This is a genomic window from Streptodolium elevatio, assembly GCF_040649515.1.
Lineage (GTDB): Bacteria > Actinomycetota > Actinomycetes > Streptomycetales > Streptomycetaceae > Yinghuangia > Yinghuangia elevatio.
Genome location: NZ_JBEZFP010000065.1, coordinates 11835 through 32724, shown reverse-complemented (window position 1 = coordinate 32724; position 20890 = coordinate 11835). Strand labels below are relative to the sequence as shown.

At 69.3% G+C, this 20890-nt stretch carries 22 protein-coding genes; 12 read left to right on the top strand and 10 right to left on the bottom strand.

Going from position 1 to position 20890, the window contains the following annotated elements; translation table 11 throughout:
• Window positions 1–434: 434 nt before the first annotated feature.
• The 7 genes from AB0C36_RS23830 (at window position 435) to AB0C36_RS23800 (ending at window position 7760) form a co-directional block, all read left to right on the top strand.
• On the top strand, window positions 435–719 hold the full coding sequence (locus AB0C36_RS23830) for a type II toxin-antitoxin system Phd/YefM family antitoxin (RefSeq protein ID WP_358357121.1): 285 nt from the start codon (window positions 435–437) through the stop codon (window positions 717–719).
• Complete coding sequence (locus tag AB0C36_RS23825) at window positions 716–961, top strand: type II toxin-antitoxin system RelE family toxin (RefSeq protein ID WP_358357120.1); 246 nt, start codon at window positions 716–718, stop codon at window positions 959–961. The genes AB0C36_RS23830 and AB0C36_RS23825 overlap by 4 nt, the downstream gene beginning before the upstream one ends.
• Before the next feature lie 296 nt (window positions 962–1257).
• The gene (locus tag AB0C36_RS23820; RefSeq protein ID WP_358357118.1) at window positions 1258–2592 is read left to right on the top strand and encodes a type IV toxin-antitoxin system AbiEi family antitoxin domain-containing protein; all 1335 of its coding nucleotides are present in this window, start codon (window positions 1258–1260) and stop codon (window positions 2590–2592) included.
• A gap of 18 nt (window positions 2593–2610) precedes the next feature.
• Window positions 2611–3564, top strand: coding sequence for a nucleotidyl transferase AbiEii/AbiGii toxin family protein (locus AB0C36_RS23815; protein WP_358357116.1), 954 nt, complete (start codon window positions 2611–2613; stop codon window positions 3562–3564).
• A 309-nt stretch (window positions 3565–3873) separates the two neighbouring features.
• Entirely contained in the window at window positions 3874–5190 is a 1317-nt protein-coding gene (locus AB0C36_RS23810) for a hypothetical protein (protein ID WP_358357114.1), read from the top strand.
• Window positions 5191–5617: 427 nt separating this feature from the next.
• Window positions 5618–7357: a tyrosine-type recombinase/integrase gene (locus AB0C36_RS23805; RefSeq protein ID WP_358357112.1), complete on the top strand. Its 1740-nt coding sequence runs from the start codon at window positions 5618–5620 to the stop codon at window positions 7355–7357.
• The gene (locus AB0C36_RS23800) at window positions 7302–7760 is read left to right on the top strand and encodes a DUF6262 family protein (RefSeq protein ID WP_358357154.1); all 459 of its coding nucleotides are present in this window, start codon (window positions 7302–7304) and stop codon (window positions 7758–7760) included. Before AB0C36_RS23805 ends, AB0C36_RS23800 begins: the two co-directional genes overlap by 56 nt.
• A 120-nt stretch (window positions 7761–7880) precedes the next feature.
• On the opposite strand, the gene AB0C36_RS23795 is transcribed toward AB0C36_RS23800, so the two are convergent.
• A complete protein-coding gene (locus AB0C36_RS23795; RefSeq protein WP_358357110.1) occupies window positions 7881–8762 on the bottom strand; it encodes a barstar family protein in 882 nt (293 codons plus the stop codon).
• 87 nt (window positions 8763–8849) lie between these two features.
• Window positions 8850–9218: a hypothetical protein gene (locus AB0C36_RS23790; RefSeq protein WP_358357108.1), complete on the bottom strand. Its 369-nt coding sequence runs from the start codon at window positions 9216–9218 to the stop codon at window positions 8850–8852.
• Window positions 9219–9434: 216 nt separating this feature from the next.
• On the opposite strand from AB0C36_RS23790, the gene AB0C36_RS23785 reads away from it, so the two are divergent.
• The 3 genes from AB0C36_RS23785 to AB0C36_RS23775 all read left to right on the top strand — a co-directional run bounded on the left by AB0C36_RS23785 (window position 9435) and on the right by AB0C36_RS23775 (window position 12300).
• Entirely contained in the window at window positions 9435–10433 is a 999-nt protein-coding gene (locus tag AB0C36_RS23785; protein WP_358357106.1) for a PIN domain-containing protein, read from the top strand.
• Window positions 10434–11197: 764 nt separating this feature from the next.
• A complete protein-coding gene (locus AB0C36_RS23780) occupies window positions 11198–11404 on the top strand; it encodes a hypothetical protein (RefSeq protein ID WP_358357105.1) in 207 nt (68 codons plus the stop codon).
• A 14-nt stretch (window positions 11405–11418) separates the two neighbouring features.
• Complete coding sequence (locus AB0C36_RS23775) at window positions 11419–12300, top strand: hypothetical protein (RefSeq protein WP_358357103.1); 882 nt, start codon at window positions 11419–11421, stop codon at window positions 12298–12300.
• Between the two features lie 200 nt (window positions 12301–12500).
• Here the strand turns inward: AB0C36_RS23775 and AB0C36_RS23770 are convergent, their stop codons facing one another.
• The 4 genes from AB0C36_RS23770 to AB0C36_RS23755 form a co-directional block, all read right to left on the bottom strand.
• On the bottom strand, window positions 12501–12887 hold the full coding sequence (locus AB0C36_RS23770; RefSeq protein ID WP_358357101.1) for an N-acetyltransferase: 387 nt from the start codon (window positions 12885–12887) through the stop codon (window positions 12501–12503).
• Between the two features lie 454 nt (window positions 12888–13341).
• Window positions 13342–13836 (bottom strand): GNAT family N-acetyltransferase, encoded by a 495-nt coding sequence (locus AB0C36_RS23765; protein ID WP_358357099.1) that lies wholly within the window; start codon window positions 13834–13836, stop codon window positions 13342–13344.
• A gap of 15 nt (window positions 13837–13851) precedes the next feature.
• Window positions 13852–14286 carry a type II toxin-antitoxin system TacA family antitoxin gene (locus AB0C36_RS23760; protein WP_358357097.1) on the bottom strand — a complete coding sequence of 145 codons (435 nt, stop codon included), beginning with the start codon at window positions 14284–14286 and terminating at the stop codon, window positions 13852–13854.
• 217 nt (window positions 14287–14503) lie between these two features.
• On the bottom strand, window positions 14504–15568 hold the full coding sequence (locus tag AB0C36_RS23755; RefSeq protein WP_358357095.1) for a hypothetical protein: 1065 nt from the start codon (window positions 15566–15568) through the stop codon (window positions 14504–14506).
• Window positions 15569–15841: 273 nt separating this feature from the next.
• On the opposite strand from AB0C36_RS23755, the gene AB0C36_RS23750 reads away from it, so the two are divergent.
• A complete protein-coding gene (locus AB0C36_RS23750; protein ID WP_358357094.1) occupies window positions 15842–15997 on the top strand; it encodes a hypothetical protein in 156 nt (51 codons plus the stop codon).
• Between the two features lie 136 nt (window positions 15998–16133).
• On the opposite strand, the gene AB0C36_RS23745 is transcribed toward AB0C36_RS23750, so the two are convergent.
• Both AB0C36_RS23745 and AB0C36_RS23740 read right to left on the bottom strand, forming a co-directional pair.
• Window positions 16134–16673 carry a hypothetical protein gene (locus tag AB0C36_RS23745; RefSeq protein ID WP_358357092.1) on the bottom strand — a complete coding sequence of 180 codons (540 nt, stop codon included), beginning with the start codon at window positions 16671–16673 and terminating at the stop codon, window positions 16134–16136.
• Between the two features lie 226 nt (window positions 16674–16899).
• A complete protein-coding gene (locus tag AB0C36_RS23740) occupies window positions 16900–17112 on the bottom strand; it encodes a hypothetical protein (RefSeq protein ID WP_358357091.1) in 213 nt (70 codons plus the stop codon).
• A 1455-nt stretch (window positions 17113–18567) separates the two neighbouring features.
• Here AB0C36_RS23740 and AB0C36_RS23735 point away from each other — a divergent pair.
• Complete coding sequence (locus AB0C36_RS23735; RefSeq protein ID WP_358357089.1) at window positions 18568–19164, top strand: hypothetical protein; 597 nt, start codon at window positions 18568–18570, stop codon at window positions 19162–19164.
• 15 nt (window positions 19165–19179) lie between these two features.
• Here AB0C36_RS23735 and AB0C36_RS23730 read toward each other — a convergent pair whose 3' ends face one another.
• Complete coding sequence (locus AB0C36_RS23730) at window positions 19180–20340, bottom strand: hypothetical protein (RefSeq protein ID WP_358357087.1); 1161 nt, start codon at window positions 20338–20340, stop codon at window positions 19180–19182.
• A 37-nt stretch (window positions 20341–20377) separates the two neighbouring features.
• Complete coding sequence (locus AB0C36_RS23725) at window positions 20378–20851, bottom strand: hypothetical protein (RefSeq protein WP_358357085.1); 474 nt, start codon at window positions 20849–20851, stop codon at window positions 20378–20380.
• Window positions 20852–20890 lie beyond the last annotated feature (39 nt).

Genomic DNA, 20890 nt, shown 5'->3' with positions numbered 1-20890 from the left:
TGGCGCCTGCCCAGGCAAGTGGGGACCCAACTACACGCACCGCACAGCATCTTCACCGAACGCGCACCACCCGTGCGGCGACGAGATGGGGCCGACCCGCGGTCACTGCGGTCCACCGTGCAGGCCCTGCACGAAACCGGCCGCGACGCGGTGCTGCGCCTCATCGGCACCGGAACGGCCGCCCCCTGGATGCGGGGTGAGCGACGCACTCAGCGAAGCCCACCGGGCCGCCTACCGGCCCCAGCACGGCGACAACGACGCCGACCAGGCCCTGTGGTGACATCTGGCCTGGCTCCACACCGATCACGCCGCCCGGGCGTGGCAGCAGGACATCGGCGCTCCGCTACCCGAGCAGGCCCGACCACCTCGCTGACAGCGCCGCGACACACGCCGGTTCCCAGCGCGGATGTGCACACTTCCGTAATGTGGTGTGCATGACTGAGACGACCTATTCGATCGTGGAGGCCCGTGCCAAGCTGGGCGCTATCGCGCGGGAGGTCAGCGCGACCCGCGAACCGGTCGCGATCACCGACCACGGCCAGACCATCGCCATACTCGTCAGCCCCGCCGACGCCCTGGAACTCCAGGAAATGCGCGCCCTCGCCGCCTACCGCGCCCGCCAGGCCCGCGGCGACGACGCCGGCGTCTCCCACGACGAGGCCTACCGCCGCGTCTTCGGCAACGACCCGGCCGCCGACCAGGCGGGCCGCGAGGCGTGAGCCACGAGGTCATCTGGGAACCCGAGGCCCTCGCTCAGGCGGAACGTCTCGCCAAGGACGACCCCGCCGGCGTGCGGCAAGTGTTCGCCGCCGTCGACCGCCTCGCGGAGAACCCCCGGCCGGACGGCGCGTTCGGCAGCGCCGACCTGCTGCACATCCACGTCGGCGCCTACCGCGTGCTCTACGAGATCAACGACCGGCAGGTCCGCGTCACCGTCATCCACCTCGGACGCCTGCGCTGACCCGGCAGCGGCCTCACCCGCACGTATGGCCCGGATAGTCGACGATCAGATACCTGGGGGCCGCGGTGTCCGCGGGCCGATCCGGGCGCGAGCTCGCGGGCGATCTGCGTCAGCTGCCGGGCCCTGCGTCGGGCTCCATGCAGCGTTTGTATCGCCCTGAATGAAACGAACGCTGCATCGCGGGTGTTCTGCCATGGTTCTGAATGGACGCCCTGTCGGGTAGACACGTCACATGGTGCAGCATTTGTTTCACTCTGGCCGATACAAACGCTGCGCACCAGCGTTACGATCGCTGTATGGAGCGGACGAAAGCGCTGACTGCTGTAGGAGAGCTCGCTGCGGAGCAGTGGGGCCTGGTGACGACCGCGCAGGCACAGGCAGCGGGAGTATCGCGTGTGAACCTGACGCGGCTCGTCGACGCCGACCTGCTGCGGCACGCCGGGCGAGGCGTCTATCAGATGGCTGGCACCGCCCCCACAGCTCATGAGGAGATCAAGGTCGCATGGCTGCGGCTCGACCCGGGGACGCCCGCATGGCAGCGCGCTCTCGGGGACGCACGCTCGGGAGTGGTGTCCCACGCGTCAGCCTGTCGCCTCCACCATCTCGGCGACATCCCGGCCGACTCCGTGGAGATCTCCGTACCGCGCCGCCGCACCACACGGGACCGAGAGGTCGTCCTGTACGTGCTGGGCGTCGGCACGGAGGACATCACAGTGGTCGACGGGCTCCCGGTGACCACCGTCGACCGCACCATCGTCGACCTGCTCAAGGCTCGCGCGGACGCCGGGCATGTAGGCCGAGTCCTAGCGGACGCCGACCAGCGCGGACTGGTCGACACCGGTGAACTCGCAGCACGGGTGGCCCCGTACGCCCGGGCCTATGGCCTGGGGCGGAGTGCCGACGGGGAAGAGCTGCTTCGCGTCCTGGCCGACCAAGCCGGTTTCGTACTGCGCGCGGACACGCTCACTCCTGCCGGCGAACGCGCGGTCGCCGCAACCGCTGTGCTGCTCCGGGGCGACGCGGTGGCGCGAGCCGTGGGTCAGCAGCAGGCGGTCGCGAACGCGATCAACGCCATGGCTGTCGAGAGGCTGCAACCGCTCCACGACGTGGTCAACGCCGCAGGCGTCAACAGCCTCGGGGCGGTATTCAATGCAGCTAACGCCTCCGGCATCGACAGCTTTGGCCCGCTGTACAACGCACTCAGTGCCATCGGTGCGTCGAACAACGACGTGCTGAACCACGTGACCCTCACCCCCGCACTCGACTCGCTGTCCAAGGACCTCGCCAAGTTCGATATTCCGGCCGGATTCACCGATGTTCTCGACAGCGTCCACAAGATACTCGCGTCCAACGTCGACATCGCGAACATGGCAGGCATCGCCGGAGCCGCAGCGCGAGCAGCCCAGATCGCAGGAGTCGACGTCGACATCGCGAACATGGCAGGCATCGCCGGAGCCGCAGCGCGAGCAGCCCAGATCGCAGGAGTCGACACAGCTTCGGGTGAGCGCGCGCGGCAAAAGCCTCGTGGTGCCGACCGCACGCGGACGGAGCGGAAAACACGGAAAGCGCAGAAGGTACTCAACGGCAGAGGAGCCAAAAATCGGCCGCGCAGTGCCGAGCCGGATACCTAGAATTTCCCACGTCCGCGCATGTGTTCCTGCGCCGCCTCGGAGGCCGCGATCACCAAGTCCTACGCAACGCCCCTCGCGTTCGAATCCGCCCTCAAGGCCTACGCGAAGGACTGCGTACGCCAGGACGGCGGAACCGTTAATGCGGTGATGCGCGGCTTCTACTTCCAGCGGCTCACTGCCCGAGTTTTCAGCGCCGACCCCGACCGCTGGCTTCTCAAAGGCGGCCAGGCACTTCTGGTCCGCTACCCCTCCGGCGCGCGACTGAGCTCGGACATCGACTTTCAACACCTGGACGACGATCTCGACGCCGCGCTTGCCGCGCTTCGTGCGGCAGCGGCCACCGACCTGGGGGACCATCTCTCCTTCGTCCCCAGCAGTAGCAGCACCCATGGCGTACAGGACGGCGGCGTCCGGCAGGGCTTCGACGTGCACGTCGGAATCAATAGGCGAGCCAGTGTGTCCGTCGACCTGGTCGTCCGCCGCAATATCACCGCCCCTCCGCAGGTCGTCTCGCTTCACCCCCGGCCCGGCGTGCCCTGGCCGACCGACTGGCCCAAGGTCAGGCTCTACCCGGTGGTCGACCACATCGCCGACAAGGTCTGCGCCATGTATGAGTGGCGCCGCGACGCCCCCTCCAGCCGCTTCCGCGACCTCGCCGACATCATCCTGATGACCCAGCGCGAGACGATCGACGCCGCGGCCGCGCACCACGCACTCCACACCGAAGCCGCACACCGCCGCAGCCTCGGACGCGCGGAGCTGCGTCTGCCCCAGAAGTTCGAGATGCCACACGAGAGTTGGCGCAGCGGCTACGCCAAAGCCGCCACCGACGTCGCCGGCCTCCACGGATGCGGAACCTGGGACGCAGCCTTCACACAGGTCGACGCGTTTCTGACGCCCCTGCTCGGTACCTCTTTCGTGGGCACCTGGCACCCCGACCAGCAGGAATGGCGAACCGAAGGCCGTGCGTAAGCCTCATCAACTTCTGGCCGCTTCGGCCGCGTAACAGGGAGAGCAGCGACGGGTTGTCGACAGGCGCACTACCACCTACCAATACGCCTCGCCGCCCGCGTCATCACCGGCACGACTGCTACGCGGCGCCGCGTAGCAGTCATCGCGCGCCGAGGCGCGCCTTCCACGAGAGCAGGTCTCATGCCTACTCCCAGGACCTCCCCATGGGTCACACTCCCGGCACCCGACTCTGGGCTCCAACCTGGGTTCCGCGACATGGTGCGTCGCGCCGGCCTCAAACTTGTCGAAGGCACGGCTACTCGGTGGTCGATGGGCTGCGCCGGACGCATCAACGGCGACCACCCAGCTTTGCTGACCATGCAAACCCTCTCCGACAGCGACCTCGATGATCTGGCGCAGCATTGGGTCAAAGTCCTGCCCGCCGACGACCCCAACGTCGGGGCCGCGCGCAATGCCCAACGGGACAGGCTCACCGCGTCCGGCGATCAAGCCGACTGGGTCGCGGCGTTCAACCTGGGCATCATGACCGCCACCACTGAGAAGCTGCCCAGTGAGATTAGGCGCTTCTTCGACGAACATCCGGACATGCCGCGCACCCTGCACGTCGTATGGCACCACCCCGAACTTGCTATCCGTTACACCCTGGTGCGCCTACTGGCCACCGCCCGCACGGTGAGCGGTCTACACAACGCCCTCAGCGGAAACGGGTTCCCAGCTGCGCAGGCGCTGACCTGGGGCGGAATCTTCGGCCCCGGTTTCCTGGCACCCGCCCTGCTGATCAGCGCCCCGTGGGTCCAGGCCACCATGGCGCCCCGGGCTGGTGCCCTGCTGATCTGGCCGTTCAACACCTCCGTGTACGGCGCCCGATGGCCTAGCAACCGACTCCTCGACAATGTGAGTCCCCAGAACAGTCGCTTCTGCGAGTCTTCGCCCGCGACCGCGCCCGCCCACTCCGCCGCGCAGTACGCAGCGTTCCTCACTTGGTGGGTCGACGCGGTCAATCGGCTGCTCGCCGTGGCCACTGATCCGGCGCGTTTCCCCGAACCAGGGACCCGCACTTACTCGCCGGACCGGCAGACGCAGTTCCTGATGAGCCTGGAACGCCTCTTCCGCGACGTCGCCGAAGTCCTGCGCCACGCCGGCCGCGACCACACCGCCCGGCTCCGCGCCGCGTATGACGCTCTGGACACCCTCGAAGGCCTTCAATGGCCCAAGTTCCGGGACTTCACCACTCCTTCCCAGGCCCGGAAGTACCTCGACGAGATCGCCGCCAAGCTTCCAGCGGACGTGGCGGCGGTCCTCGTCCCTGCCTGCCGCGTCGGCGTCGACGCCCTCGACCAAGTCAAGGACGGCTTCTACGACACCGGGCCGCTGTGGACCCCCGCGGGCCTGGACGGCGTACCTGAGGCCAGACAACCCACCCAGCCCTGGGACGTCGTCGTCCCCAACTACCTTCGCATCGACCGAAACAGCGCGCACTCCTTCAGCGACCTGGCCAAAGACGAGCGCGCGATCTTTCTCGCCCACCGGGGCGAGCTTCCGACCGGCCTCGCGTCACTCGCGCTCCTGGGCTTGACGCACTTCCTGGCCCACCCCGAACGGCTGGAGCCGAAGCTCGGACGTTGAGATGACACTGCACCAGGAGCTGGCACGCACACGTACGGGACTTGGGCCACACATCAACGCTGACGGTCGGTCCTCCGCCTGCGAACGTGTGCGGGTCACCTCCGGCTGGCGCGCCCCGGGGAGGTCGGCTGTGCGGTGTCGGTGGGCGGTGATGGCTGCGCACAGGAGGGTCAGGAAGGCGCGGGGGTTGCCGACCTTCCGGGACTTCTGCTCGACCCACTCCAGGAGGAAGGCGAACAGGTCGCCCAGGTCCGCGGATCCCTCGGCGGTGGCGGTCGCGGCCCGGTAGAGCGCGGTGAACCCGTCGGTGTCGCCTGCGGACCAGGCGGCCAGCAGGCGCAGGGTCAGTGCCCGCGCTCGGGGCACCCGCCGGTCGAGGTCCACCGGTTCGGTGCCCGGCGCCGTCGGTGGGCCGAGGAGCCATTCGGTGCCGTGGACGAGGGTGAGCCGCCTGAAGCACGTTCAAGACCGTCTTGCCCACGCCTACCACGACGGGGAGTGGTGGCGGTTGAACGTCTGGAACCCCGCGCTGGACCGGCGCATCCCACAACGCGAGCACGAACCCCAAGGCCGTACGGTGGCCAACTTCAGCCAGCTCACGACCGATTGGTTCCGGGAGGCCGCAAAGTGGTGGCTGTCCGTCCAGTTGTCGACCGAGCGGTACGTGTGGTCGTCGGTGAAGAGCAGGCTGGACCACCTGGAGTGGTTCCAGTGGTACATCGACCAGGCTGGATGCGCAGGCCCCCGACTCGTCGACTCGCCGGAGAAGCTTCGGCCCTGGCTGCTCGGGTTCGTGGCATCGCGCAACAGCCACACCGCGATGACCGGCCCGAACAAGGGCGGGAGACTGGCGAAGAACAGCCGACGGGGCCCGCTGGTGACCATCGAGGCGTTCTACCGGTGGATGTACGACAACCGTGCCGAGGCCGCCTCAGTTCTCGGTGACCGGCGCTGGGCCGGACTCGGCCTGGAGGACACGGTGCTCTTTCGGTTGGAGGACAAGCCGCGGCTTATCAACCAGCTCCCGGACGACATGGCCCTGGAGGACGACGTGATCGGCAAGATCGCGTCGGGCTCGGGGGCACTCGCGGCTCCCAAGGACCAGGGCGGCCTCGACGACCGGCAGGCTTTCCATGCGCTGATGCTGCTCATCCGGACCGGCCGACGCATGAACGAGGTCCTGATGATGGACTTCGAACCGCTTCTCTGCCAACTGCTGGCCACGAGGAATCGGCAGGACAAGGAGCCGAACGGCTTCGTGGCCAGGCTCGCCTATCAGCAGACGAAGATCACCGGCGGTGATCCGCCGACGATCCCGGTCGACCAATTGATCGTCGACATCATCCGTGTTCAGCAGGAATGGGCCCGCGAGTTCGTCACCGCGCAGGGCGCCCCACAGGGAGCGGACCCGCCGTATCTCTTCCTGCAGACCAAGAACAACCGGCTCGGCAAACGGCCCTACGCCTCGGCGACCTTCCACAGCCGGCTTCGAGCGCTGACCGAGAAGCTGGCGATCACCGACAGCGTCGGCCGCCCCGTCAAGGTGTCCAAGACCCACACCTTCCGGCACACACGGGCCACCGACCTGATCAACGCCGGTGTCCCGATCCACGTCGTCATGCGCTACCTGGGACACCTCACCCCGACCATGACCATGCACTACGCCAAGACCCTGGCCGTCACGGCCGAGCGCGAGTTTCTCCGCTACAAGAAGGTGACGGCCGACGGCAGGACCGCCGAGGTGAACCCCAGCGACCTCTACGACCTCCTCCACCTGGACCAGCGAGCCGACCGCGTGCTGCCCAACGGCTGGTGCATGCTCCCGCCCAGACAAGTCTGCTCCAAGGGCAACGCCTGCCTGACCTGCGACAAGTTCGTCACCGACGCCGGCCACCGAGACGAACTCCAACACCAGCTCCAGCAGTCCGAAGCGCTGATCGCGCGCCGACAGACCCAGTTCACCGCTCGACACGGGGAACCGATGGGCGAGGACAACATCTGGCTCGCCGGCCGCCTCGCCGAGACCCGCGCACTGATCAAGGTCCTCGTCGCCCTGGACCAGGTCAGCGTCTACGAGGAAGGACAACTCCGGGCGGTCCGCGGGGCAGGCGCTGCCGACCGCCCCGAACCGCCGGCCACCACCTCGACACAGGAGCCGACCGCATGACACCGCTGCCCGAACACCTCCGCAAGGCCACCCGCGCCCGGACCCAGGAAGCCGAGAAGCAGCGCGCACCGCCCTCGCCGAACTGGTCAAGGCAGGGAAAGTCATCAGCTTCACCGCCGTGGCCCGCCAGGCCGGGGTAAGCACCGACTTTCTCTACCGGAGCCCGGAACTTCGGACGCAGATCGAGCGGCGCCGTGCCAAGGGCGGGTCCGTTCCGGCAGCACCTGCAGGTCCGCCGGACGACTCCTCGACCTCCGCCGCGGTGAGGGCACTGAGCGCCCGCCTCACGCGGCAGCAGCAGGCTCACCGTGAGGAAGTGGCGAGGCTCCGCCAAGCCCTGGAAATTGCGCACGGTGAGAACCTCGACTTGCGCAGGCGCCTGGCCCGCTACGAGGCTGACTGAGGCATCGGGACGGCATGTCCCTCCGGTCAGCCCTCCGTCAAGCTCACGGCAGACAGGGACTGATCCCGGTGCGGAGTACGTCACCCGGTCGGCAGGCACTGGCCGTTGCGCGAGACATCTTCAACGGCGGTTGGCGTCGAGCCATTCCTTGCTGTTCCACATGACGGGCATGGCCCCGACAGGTTCGAACTGGATGTTCGGATTGTCGCTGTGGACCAGGGCGAAGAAGCGGCGCTGAAGCACGGCAGCGCGGCGGGCCTGGTCGGCGATGATGTCCAGCACAATCTGGGCTGCTCTGGGGCACGCGTCGGCGAACCGGTCGTAGTCGGTGAAGGACAACACGAGTCCGGCGCCTTCGGCCGCGTCGTCGTAGGGGCCGCCACAGGCCACGTCACCGAGACAGTCGTTGAGAGCGTCCAGATTGTGGCCGTAGTAGCCGGGGAACCCCAGGGTTGACGCGATGGTTCTGTGCATGTCCTCTTCCGTTGCCCACCCGTGTGCCGCCAGGCGGACGACGCGGAAGTCGCGGTCTTCGAGTTGGCGCACGGCTGTTGCGAGAAGGTGGCGGCGCCAGAAGAGGGTCACGAAACTGCTGGCCATGTACTCAAGGCCGGGAAGCCGAGTCGTCGTGTCCTGCGGGGCAGGCACCTCGGCCGTGTCGCGCCTGAAAGCGTTCAGGAGCCGGAAGAACTCGTCGACCGGAGTGGAGTCGGCCGGTGTGTGGCGCTCGATCTCAGCAACCCAGGTGAGGGAGCTGGATATTCCGTAGTGCTCCTGGAGCCAGGTGCTGAAGTCCTGCTCAGGCCAGAACGCGAAGGGTTCGGTACAAGAGTGCACGGCAAGTGCCACTCCATAGCCGGTGAGAATGGACTGCAGGTGCTGAAGCGAGCCGCCTGGCAGCCACATCCCGGGCCGCAGGCGTATCTGCTCCAGGAAGTCGTACACATCGGAGCATTCCTGCCAAGGCTTGAAGGCGTCGTCGGGGCTGTCCTCGGTCGGCATGAGGGGCAGCTTACGCAGGGTCACGCCGAGGCGTTGACCTTTCGTCGGCGCCATGTCGCTGACGTCATGAACTGCAGAAATGTCGATTCAGGCCGTCGCGGTTACGGATACGAAATGGTCCACATCCAGCTGAGTCGCCTGGTCGAGGAAACGGTTGTCGTACCGAGACCACCAGCGGCCGCCGGTCAGCGCGCACCGCGCCCCGACCTCCACCGGCTCGACAGCCTCGGCGATCAAGACCTCGCGCCGCGCGTCGCACCCGTCCCGATCCGCGTCGACCCAGTGCCGGAACTTCGTGCGGACGTACCCCTCACGGCTCTCCTGCGCGAGCGGAAGCGCACGCACCGCCTCGTGCAGCCGCACGCTGAACTGCTCCCCCGTCACGGGTCGTTCGGTCGGCGCTGCGGCCGCGGGCACGGCAGTGGCCCCCGCGAGCAGTGCAGCGGCCGCCGCCATGGCGCACCCATACGCGAAACGCGTCCTCGACATCCCCGAGCCCCGTCCTGCCGGTCGCCGACCAGACCCCCACGGCCTGGTTGGTCCCGGTAGTCGTACCGGCCGCGGCGGTCCCAAGTCCATGGCGGCGCAAGACGGTTCACCCGAACGGACGCCGGCGGCGCACAGCGCCGAAATCCCGCGCTGGCCGATCAACTCCCGCACTACGATGCGCGGATGAGTGAGCTGGCGGTGACCAAACGGCGCACGCTGTACCAGCGCGGGCCGCTGCGCCGCGCTCTGCTGGACACCTCTGTGCTGACCACGGACATCATCGCGGCCACCCGGCGGCCGGCCCCGTCGTCGTTTGTTGCCGGCGCGCAGGCAGGGACGGTGCGATGCCTGGTCCCCCTTCACGTGTGGGAAGAGGTTCCCCGGGTGTTGGCCGACCGGCACCACGAGGGCGGCCAGTTCGACTTGGGACGGGCGCTGGAACTTTGGGAATCCCAGTACGCACCCGTCCTGTACGTCGTGGACACCGCCGGCCTGCCGATGACCCCGCAGGCCCAGATCCTCGCCGGACGCGACACTTCCGATGTGCCGATGCTGCTGCTGGCCGGGGTGATCGCCCCGGTAGTCGTCATCGGGACCGACGCGGACCTGGTCGACAGCGGGCTCGCGGCCGGTGACTGGGTCGCCCTGCGCGCTGCCCTGGGGGACGTGGGCGTGACGGAGGGGCGCATGGCCGACCTGGAGCGGCAGACCGACGTCCTGCTGAACCTCACAGTGCACCTTGCGATGGGGTTGAACAGTCGGAAGCGGCTGGCGACCGCAGCGGCGGTGGGCGCCGCGGTGGCCGGGGGACTCTACTGGCGGCAACGGAAGCGCCCGCGAGTTCCCTCGCAGCGGAAACCGGTGTGGCCGATGGTGCTGGAGTACGCCTCACCACGGATGGACGCACTCATCGCGCGGCACACCCGCGGTGAGGACAGGTGGCGGCAGGCAGAGCTGGGGACGCCGGGCGACACGCTGCTGCACCAGGTCGCCCGGACACTTGTCACGTCCCGGGAGCCCCTGACCCGTACGGCGATCGTCGAGAACTTGGGCAAGGCCGTCCCCGGAGCCGGGCGCACCGGGCGAATGGCGGCCGTCCTGGACGTACTGGCTGCCCACGCGATGTTCGTGGACGTCAAAGGCTCAGGGCAGTGGCAGGTCGGCCGCCTCGGCGGCCGATAACTCGAGAGCGCTGAGCCGTACGAGCACAACAGGCCCCGAAGGACACGCCCACCCGCCTGCAACTGCCCTACCAGAAATGCAACTTCGCCCCGCTCGCTGTTCCCCCGCATCTCACACAGCCAAAGGGCGTGGACGCGGACGCTGGCGGCCGAAGGGGCTCTACCTACGTCGGCCGCGCCCGCCGTCGGCGGAGGCGGCCGCGGCGCGCGTGCGGACGCCGGTCCCGTCCGGCCGCCGCCAGCGGGCCAGAATGCGGCGAGACCCTGCCGGTGGGCAGGGTCTCGGTTCTCCGTGGTCTTCCCGCCGAACGGGGAGACGTCCGGGGCCTTGCGCAGCAACACTCGGCCCCAAATCCCTTGTAGTTGGTGCTCCTCAAGCATCGACGCAAAGGGGCGTTCCACGCACAGATGTGCGTGGACACTTCGTCCACCCTCGCCTGTCGTGCTAATCCCGTGCAACGGGGCTGCGGACACCCCCGGACAAAAATTCATCAAATCCGGGCCCAGCAGCTCCCTGACCTGCGGATCAGGAGAAGCGCATCCGGAGACGCGAACGCCTGATCACGGGGTTGGTTCCGGACGCCGCCGCATCAAACCCGCCCCGCGGGCCCGGCTGTCGGTTTCCGATTAGCTTCCGACCTGACGGCCGGTCGAAAATACCGACGGGCCCACCGCACCCGTGGCAGCAACCGCGTGTGCGAGCACCGTGTGGTCCTGCTCCTCAAGCACGTACCCCTATCCACCCTTCGACGCAAAGGGCTTCACGTGTTCATGCCGTACCTGGTGCGGCCGTCCGGGGGCATGTCCCCCGTTCCGGCCAGCCTGATCGTCATCGTCATCATCGTGGTCGCCGGCGGCCTGGCTTCCGTCGGCTACCCGCTCGGGGCAATCGCCTCGGTGCTGGTTGCCGCGAGCTTCATCTCGGTCGACCTGGTCGGGCGGCTGAACGCCGTCCTCCCGCACCGGGCTTGACCCGGGAGCCCACCGTGGGACGCCGAGAGAAGCCTCTTGACCCCCAAGGTGGCGCGCGGACTGCCCTTGCGCAGCGGCTCAGGTTGCTGCGCGAGGGCTCCGGGCGCACCTACCGCCGGATAGCTGAACTCGCCGCAGAGTTGGATCCCAAGAAGCCCTTCACCGCGACGGCGTTCTCCCGCGCGGCGGCCGGCGAACTGCTGAGCCGAGACGTCGTTTTGGCCTTCGTCAAGGTCTGCGGCGGCGACGTCCGCGAGTTCGAGACGCTGCTCAGAGCGGCGCGTCGCGAGCTCCACCTCGCCAGCGCACCGCAGACGCCTCGTGGGCGTCGTCGCGCCGTCCACCCCACCGACGTGGAGGACGCGCACGATCTGATGTTGGCGATGCAGACGCTCCGGCTCACCGCGGGACAGCCGTCCCTCCGCAAGATCGAGGAGGCCGCCTACGCGAAGTACCGCGTCCGCCTCCCGCGCAGCAGCATTCACGACATCCTCACCGGCAAGCGGTTCCCGCCGCTGGCCATGCTGGAGGTCTTCGCGCAGGTCTTCGGCGTCCGTGAGGAGAACCTGACCCCGTGGCGGCAGGCCTGGATGCGGGCCAAGGGCCGTACCGACGACCTGCCTCTGCCGCTGCCCCGGCCCGTACGAACGCGCGGGGCGTCCGGCGGCCACTACTGGGGGCCGAACGAGTGGCAGGACCGTCAGGCCCGAACGTACGCCGAGAACTTCAACGAGATGTTCCTAGTACTCGTCGACCACGACAGCCCCCGGCCCGTCAAGATCCCAGTGGGTCCCAGTATGTTCCAGTGGAACGAACACCACGAGCTGTGGCAGCGCTTGTCTGGCAAAGTCAAGCGCCGGAACCAGGTGTTGCTGGGGACGACCACGACGGGCTGATCACGACTACTCGGGTGTTGTCCTGGTCGGCACTCCAACATCAAGTGCGCGGCGACTGCGGCGCAACCGGGGCGAACCGATCTTGGAAAGCACGTCGGGCCGTGCACACGAATTTCGTGTGCACGGCCCGACGACGAAGGTGGGCGGTGAGCGGGCCGCCTCTCGGCCCGGGGCATCGGCCCGGTCGACCGCCTTCGTCGTCACCGGCCGCTCCCGTCTCGACTGGGCCGGCGCCGCCCTGGGCTGCCCGGATCGCGTTCGAGCTGCGGCGCCCCGGGGGCGGGGTTCCCCGGGTTCATGTGCGGGCACGTCCTGCCGCGTGGGGTGAACGCCGCGCCGGTGGCGTGGGCCAGCACGGGGAAGAAGCGCTGGGCGTCCGGGGATTGCCCGGTGGTGGTCCAGGTGTAGGACGCGCACCCGCGCATGGCGCGCAGCACCATGCGGGTGCCGTAGCGCTGGCGCTGCCGTTCCGGGGCGATTGAGATCTTCGCGATGTGGCCGTGGCGGCATGTGGGGCAGGTCTGCCAGTACAGGATCGCGAAGTCGTAGCCGCTGCGGTCGCACACCCGCAGGATCTGGTTGCCCACCTCCGTCGTCGGCGGGTAGTGGATCCAGAACTCGCTCTGCCGCGGCCGCCACCGGATGGTCCGTGCTCATCGGCGGTCGGAATAGCCCTCCGGCCCCATCCACTCCCCCTCGCTGGTCGGGCGCGCCGCCCGTATACCTGCCCGGGCGCCGGCAACGCTTTTGCTTACACCCGACTGGCCCAACGCACGCCTGCGCATCCCGGACCATTCGGAGCCAGCACCGAACTCACCGTCGCCTGGACCTTCGGGGCCGGCCGCGCGGTCCGGACCACGACCTGGCGCGGCGCCGCCGCGTTCACCCCCGGCGCGGACGTCCCCGTCCCGGCTGCGACGATCGCTTGGAGCGCAGGGCGGTTCGTGCAGTTCAGTCACACCATCACCGGACCGGACGGCCTGGCACACACGTTCCCGGGGACCGCGCTTGCTGTCCACCGCGCCTGAGGCGTGAACGGTGTCAGTCCAGTTCAGCAAGGATGTCGTTGACCTTGCGGTACAGCCGTGTGTCCCCGGGGATCCGTTTGAAGCCGTACTTCTCGTAGTAGGTAGCGGCGTCCTCGTCGATCGCGTCGACCAGCACGAAGCGGGCCGCGACCAGGGCCACGGCCTGCGCGATGCGGTCCATGGCGTCGAAAAGCAGGACTCCCCCGAGTTTTTTGCCCTGAAGACGCTTGTCAAGTGCCAGTCGCGCGAGCAGGATCGCCGGCGACTGGCGGGGGCTGCCTTGGCGCATCCGCGAGGACGGCAGTTCCTCCTTCTCCACGACGTGCCCGGCCAGGGAGAAGTACGCCAGTACGCGTGTGTCGTCGGGTTCGCACCAAACAAACGTCTGCGCGGTGCGGTTGCGCATCGTGTGCCGGGCGCTGTTGCGCAGCCACGTGTCCAGATCGGGTTTGCCGCAGTCGAACGAGTCGAGCACGTGGTCGTCGCGGAGCGACATGGTTTCGTACACCGGACGGGGGCCTCACTACTTCTTGGTGAGGACCTCTCGGCTCCGACGCGCGGCTTCGGCCAGCGGCTCGTTTCGTTCCGCCGGGGCCTCCAGAGAGGCGATCATCGCCTCGTAGAAGTCCGGCGGCACAACGGTGACCTGGTCGCGGCGCAGCACGTCCTCGGCGGCCTGGCGGGTCACCTGCAGCACGAAGGCCGAGATGGTGACCCTGCTGGCGCGGGCGGCGCGCTCGATCAGTTCCTTGTCCTGCGGGGCGATCCGCATTTCGAGCCGGGTGGTACCGGTTGCCGTGCGTGTGGGTGCCTTCGAGGTCGGGGGGGTCGTGCGCTTCGGCGTGGCCGCGGTGGAAGCGCCGGAGTTGGGAGCCTTCTTGATGATCTTCTTCGTGGTCTTCTTCGCAGGTCGCTTCGCGGAGTCAGTGGTGTCTGTGTGTGAAGTCTTCGCAGTCATGAGTGAGGGGTGATCCGTCTCCCGAAGGGGCCCGGAGGCGCTTGCAACGTGTCCGGGCCCAGTGGTGTACGTACGTACATCGTCCGTACATCACTGCGAGGTGTCAAACACGATGCTCCCCGCTGCCCGCAGCGGGGCGTCGGAACCACCCAGAACCCAGCGGTCGGCCGCTTCATCGACGACAGGCGCAGGAGCCGCCCGCAGGCCGTTTAGGCACTCACGGCGCGCTGCTCCGGTCCGAGACCTCGTGCCAAGCACGGTCGCGCTGGTTGATCAGACGCCCGGCGCGCTTGAGGGCGGTACGCGTGGCCTCCCCGCGCTGCGCCCGCTGGTTCGTGAGCACTGCGGCTTCGCCCCAGCTGATGCCGTCGTTCTTGGCATAGGTGTAGGCGACGGCACGGTCGGCGTCGGTCTTCAGCCGCCGGAGCGCACGCGGCACGCGGGGGTCGTCGAACTGGTCCTCGGGGGCGAGGACCCGGGCGATCGCTTCGTCCTCGGGCCCCGGCACGGATACATCGTCGGGGATCCAGAACTCGGGCAGGACGAGGATGCGCCGACCGCCGACGGTGCGGTCCGACTCTGTGCCGTTGTCGCGGTTGGTCAGGCGTCGCAGCTTCTTCAGTACCGCCGCGTCGTCGCCGACATCCACCTCGTCGATCCATCTGCCGTCGAGGAGCTCGAGGGCCAGCGACTGCATCCGGTCCGGTGTCGGCGGGACGTTCAGATACCGGGCGATGAACCGGCCCACCGGCTCCAGGTCTCCATCCAGAACCGCCTGCTTGACCTGGCAGACAACGCTGAACAACCGCCCGACGAACGTCCGCACGATGCGGGTACGAAACACCGAAGCGCTGGTGGCAATACCCACCATCGACGCCGCCCAGTCCCGAGACGGCGACATCGCCCGGGACAGACCGCCGATCCAGGTGCGGTGCGCGTCCAGCGCGGGCTTCAGCCCGGACAGGATGATGTCGGACGCGTTCGGGACATTCCTCGGCAGGACGACGGTGGACAGCGACTTCGCCAGGTTCTCGTGAAAGGGCCGCGAGGTCTGGGCGATCAGGTCATCCACCGACTTGGTGAGCACCCGGGCGCTGTGCACCCACGCCTGCTGCGTCGCCAGGGAGCGGGCTGCCTGGTTCGCGATGCCGGCGGTTGTCCGGCCCAGCGAGCGCTGGGCTTCGACGAGCGGCGACGCCGTCGCCAGCCTCATCGAGGCGTTCGCCGACGCCACCAAGCGCGCGTACGAGGTAGACGATGTCAGGTCCCGGACCGTTGTCATGAGCGCTCTCTCCTTGGTTCAAGGTGTGTGCCTTCACCTTCTGGTGACGGCGCAGCCCCGAACCGTCAAAAATTCTCGCAGGAATCGCCTCACCGGTAGGCCGGCGAGCAATGCTGGACGCGGCGGACCCGTCCTCGATCGCTGCGCGCAGCGAGGGGTCGAATGCGACCTGGTCGCCGGTAGTGGCCATCAGGGCATATCGGCCGCCTCCCTTTTTTGGTCGCGCGCTTGCCCATGTCGACGCCTCCCCCGAGCCCCCGGCACCACCTTGACTTGGCATTCAAGTACCCCGGTCCCCGGACGCACCTGCGTACCCACCAGCTCACCGCCCGCATCATCGGCCAAGCCCGCGCCCTCGACAGCGCCCTCCCACCCGACACCCTCGAGGACTACCTCCACCGCGTACTCCCGCCCGAGCCCACCACCTGACCAGGCCCCGCCGCCGGCCGCCGCCGAACGTTCCGTTCCGCCCTTCGGCCTGTCTCGGCGTGCTGGTCGGGAGTGAAGCGCGGCTTGGGCCCATCTTGCTCAACGGGTTCTCCTGAGGGCGCGGGACGGCGCGCAATCAGGGCAACTGGGCGGGTCGGTAGTGGGTGGGGCCTTCAATCTCCGTGTGCGCGGCCTCGATGAGCAGGTGCACGGCGCGGGAGGCGTCGGCGACGCTCCTGCGGGCGTCCATCACTCGCACCGCCGAGTGGTTGAGCACGGCCACGTTGAGGTTGGCGTTGGCGCGGGCGAGGGTGTCGTACGTGCGGTGCGCGGCGGCGGCGACGTCCGCGGAGCCGTGGACGGCGAAGGCCCGCACGGTGTCCCGGAGTTCCGCCAGGTGGTCGCCGGTTCGGGTCCAGGCCGCCGTGAACAGGTGGTCGGGGTACGTCCCGCACAGCTTCTCGGCCAGGTCGTGCTGCGCGCGGTGGGTGTCCCAGAACGCCAGCAGCGCGGGGCCGTACGCCTGGTGCCGGGTCTGGCGGACCCACAGGTCGTGCTGGGCGGCGGCGGTGTCCCGGCCGGCGCGCACGGTGCCGCGCATCGCCAAGAGCGCGGCGAGCGCTCCGCCGGCGGCGCCGACGACCGCGGCCGCGAGCACGGCCCACTGGTCTCCCATCGCGGTCTCCTCCCCTCGGCGTGCTCCCGATGCTGGCGGCCGGAACCAGGTAGCCCACGGTGATGATGGTGACTGTGGGGTTACTCCGGATAAGGAACGTTATCCGGAGTAAGGCCGGGCCCGCCGTCGAACGCAGGCATCGACATCCACCTCGAACGACCCGAACGTGGCAGGACCCGCTGACGACTGTCCTGCTGGCGCTACACGCCCTGCCGCCGCCACGCAGTTACCGCCCGCCGCCCCAGCCGACGAGGACGAGCACTGCCAGGAGCACCGCGACCCCGACGCCGATCGCCGCGCCGAGGGGCGGGTTGAGGTAAGCGGCGGCGACCGTCGCGCCGGCGATGGCGAGTGCGAGCAGCAGCGCCACGGTCCGCAGGTCGGGCCCGCCGTTCGGCGGACCTTGCGGGGGGCCGGGGTTCGTGCGGCTTGCTGGCATTGGCTCTCCCTGAGAGTCCGGCCCCGCCGTGCCGGGATCTGTGGTGGAGAGCGTCACGGCGGGGCGACCGAAGGCCCGAGCCGGAACGGCGAAGCCCACCCCTTGTGCGAGGTGGGCCGTCAGGTGCGACACCGCCGCCTGACAGACCACTCCACACAAGGGAGTGGGCTGTTCAGGCCCGATGACGACGTTCAAATCCAACCGGGGCCGCCGAGGCCGCGTCAACCCCCAGGGGTGGACGTTGACCGTGGACGCGAACGGAGTCGCCTCTTCCCCTTGTCGCACCGTCGCAGCTGCCAAGGCCGCCTTGTCGCCCAGGAGTTCGGAGCTGTCTGCGTCGGCCCCAGCCCGGCGGCCGCAAGTCCGGGAGTCCGCGCCGCAGGTCCGCCCAGGCGGTTCACGCCGTGTCCCGCAACGGCGCCGGAGCGGTCGACGGGGCCTGAGTGATGGTCGGCAGGCCACGCGGCACGGTCCCGCGTGGAAGGTCTCCTCAGGTTCTCGTTGCCAGGCCAGGACTACCGGACGACGGCTGTCACGGCCGTGGCGCTCCCGTTGGCGAGGTGGCGGCCGAGGCCTTCGCCGATTCCGGTCAGGAGGCTGATGGCAACGACCGTTAACGCGGTCGCCGTGTGCCGGCGCCATCGAGGCGGGGCGGCGCGCGGGGTGTCGTGGGACGATGGGGTCGGTTCGTCGGTGGGCATAGCGCCCTCCTTTCAGGCGAACGGATACGCAAGGGCGGCTCCCGGCTGGCACCGGGGGCCGTCGCCGTATGTGGCGGCGCCGGCCCGCTGAGCACGCACAGCAGGCTAGCCCGAACGAGCGGGCGAATGCAGGGCGTTCGCAACGCCCTGACCTGCGGATACGCCACTGGACACGACGTCCGGACAGTCCGGAGACGGTCCGGAGAAGTCCGGAGACCGCCCGGACTCTCCGGCGGATGGAGAGCGGATGTCCGCCCGGGTTCCGCACCGGGTCACATGGACGTCCGCCGTCTCCGCCGCTGTCCGACGCCTCGCCGGAAGCCCCGACCCAGGCGGGAACAGGATCGGAACCCCCCCCCGCCCGAGTTCCCGGAACCCGACCGGAGACGGGGCGGACGCCCGGCGGACAACCTGTCCGGACCGGTCCGGACAGGTCCGGAGTATCCGGGCGGATATCCGGACCCGCGCAGTCCACCCCGTCCACTGGCGGTCCACCCGGCAGTCCACCAGGGTCCCGAAAGAATCTTGAAAAACTTTCTGACGGAACGTCAGATCCAGGGCTGTCACAAGCGGTTGCCGCGGCCCGACGGCTGCCCCGGACGCGCGAGGGTGGTTCGTCCGGTACGGGCCACCCCGCACGACCAAGCCGAGCTGGGCCCGGATCCGGACAACGTTGGCGAAAGCACCCGCCCACCGGTGAACGGGCTGGCCAGGATCCAGGGAGGCGTACGTCCGGTTCGAGGGGAGACCGTCCATGGCCATCAGTTGGGGCGACAACATCGTCATCGCCGAGCCCGCTCCCGCCGCGGCGCGGGTCGCGCGGTACATCGCGCCGCGGCCGCCCGCGATCCGCAAGACCCTCAGGGAAGACGAGGGGAACGTCATTGCGGCGGTGGCTGGCAGCATTTTCGGTGCGGCGCTGCTGTTCGGCGGAGTCGGAGGGATCGCGTCCGAGATCGTCGTCGCCCTCGCCGGCGTCGACGGCAAGATGTTCCAGGCGTGGGCGTGGGTGGTGAGCGACATCGCGCTGGCCGCCCTGTTCGGCACCGCGTACGCGCTGGTCGCCCGGTACGGCATCCGCTTCTACACCGACTCCCCTGAGGACGAGGTGCACCTCGCGCTGGAGGTCGGCAACACCGCCTACCGCACCCTGCCCGCCGACCACCGGCTCCAGGAGGCCGAAGCACTGCGGGCGATGAACGCGGCCGGACGCATCCTGCGCATCGACCCCCACGACGCCGACGCGACCACGGTGCTGCGCACGCAATCGGACCGGCTGCGCACCCTGGCCCGCACCATCCTGGACCCGGCCCCCGGCCAGGCCGCAGGACTGGCGGCCGCGACCGACTGACACCCAGACCCGTCGTCACCTGGGCAGCGGCCGCTCTTCGGTCGGCCGGGTCGTCGGCGGGACGCGCTGGCGCGGCAGCGCGATGCCGTGTGCGTTGGCGGCCGGGCCCGGCCGGAGCGTCCACGGCACCGGCGCGGTGTCCGCGAGCCAACCGTCGGCGAGCAGACGACGCACCACCAACAGCCGCAGGGGCGGCCACATCTCCCAGCCGAGGCCCGTGCACAGCTGGCGGATGGACGGGCCGTGTCCGTGCTGGGCGCGAAACGCCACGGTGAACGCGGCGGCCTGCGGACCGCGGTCGGGATGCGCACGCTTCCAGATGCCGTAGGCCGTGCGCAGGTTGTCCGAAGGGCGGCACGGATCCTGCACGGCCTCCGTGAACGCGGAGGCGACCTGTTCCCAGGGCATCGCGCAGAGCGCGCAGTGCTGGACTGCGTCGACGTGGCTGCGCAGTGCCGGGCTGCGCTGGTCCTTCCAGTACCTCCAGTCGTTCGCGTCCATGGCCGGCGGTGTCCAGGCGGGTGTCCGCGGCCTGGGGAGAGCGACCGCAAGGTGCCGCACCGCCGGGGCCAGGAGGTACGTGCCGCCGGCGGCGTCGGCGAGGAACCCGGAGTCCAGCAGGTCCGGCACCGCCGAACGGCAGCTGCCCGGCAGCAGGTCCGGCAACGGGTCGGGGCTCTCGGGTTCGGCGGAGGCGTGCGCTGCGAGGAACAGCGCCGTCAGCCGGGCGGGCGGCGCGAGCGCCGCGACCGGCGAGGTGTTCAGAACACCGCCCATCCAGCTGGACACCCCGGCCCGGGCGGTCTTGCTGCAGTCGACGGGCCGCCCGTCGGCCTGCGCCCAGTCCGACACTGTCACCGCGGCGGGAACCTCCAGGTCGTCGCCGAGCAGCGCGTCCGGGACCTCCCACCCCAAGCCGCGCAGTGCCGCCACGGCCGCAGCCCGGTCACCAAGCTGCAGGGAGCGCAGGCCCGCCCGGGTGACGTGGCCGGTGCCGGTTACCGCGGACCGGACCGCCACGAGCAGTGCGAGCAGCTGCGCGTCGACCGAACGCAGCGGCAGGCCGGCAACGTACGCCAGCAGCGCCCGCGCGACCTCCGCACGCCGCGGTGTCAGCGGAAACCGCAAGGACAACACGGGGGCCGGGACAGCGGGCGCGGCGGCAGCGGCAGTCATCGGCACACCCGGTCCAACGGCCGGCCCCGCGCCCACGTCACGCCCCGGTCGGCCCGGAAGCCCCGGAACCGGGTACCGGGCATGCCCACTCGCTTTCGATGACCCCGTCGCGGTCGATGCGCAGGTTGCCTTCCCGATGCCATTCGTGCAGCTGCGCGATCAGGTCGTCCTCGTCGTCGAAGAACTCCCAGGCGTCTTCGGCGACGGCATCCTGCATCCCGGTGTTCCACGCCTCCAGATAGGCCGGCAGCTCCCACAGGTATGCCTCGTCGGGATGACTCCAGTCGATCACGCGGAACTCGCCGCTGCGCAGCTGGAGTTCGAGCTGGACGTCCGCCTTGCGCAGCTCGCCCCCGTAGAAGGTGCGCAGCTCGCTCGCCCGGTCTTCGCCCAAAAGCGCGGCAGCTTCAGCGAACGAGCAGGCGACATAGCCCGGGAAACGGACCTGCAAAGCCCGCGCACGGGCCTCCTCCCGTCGCCGCTGAGCCTTCGCTACCTTCTTCTTCCCCATCTGCGAACCTCCTTCCGGTTGACCAGCATTCGACACTGC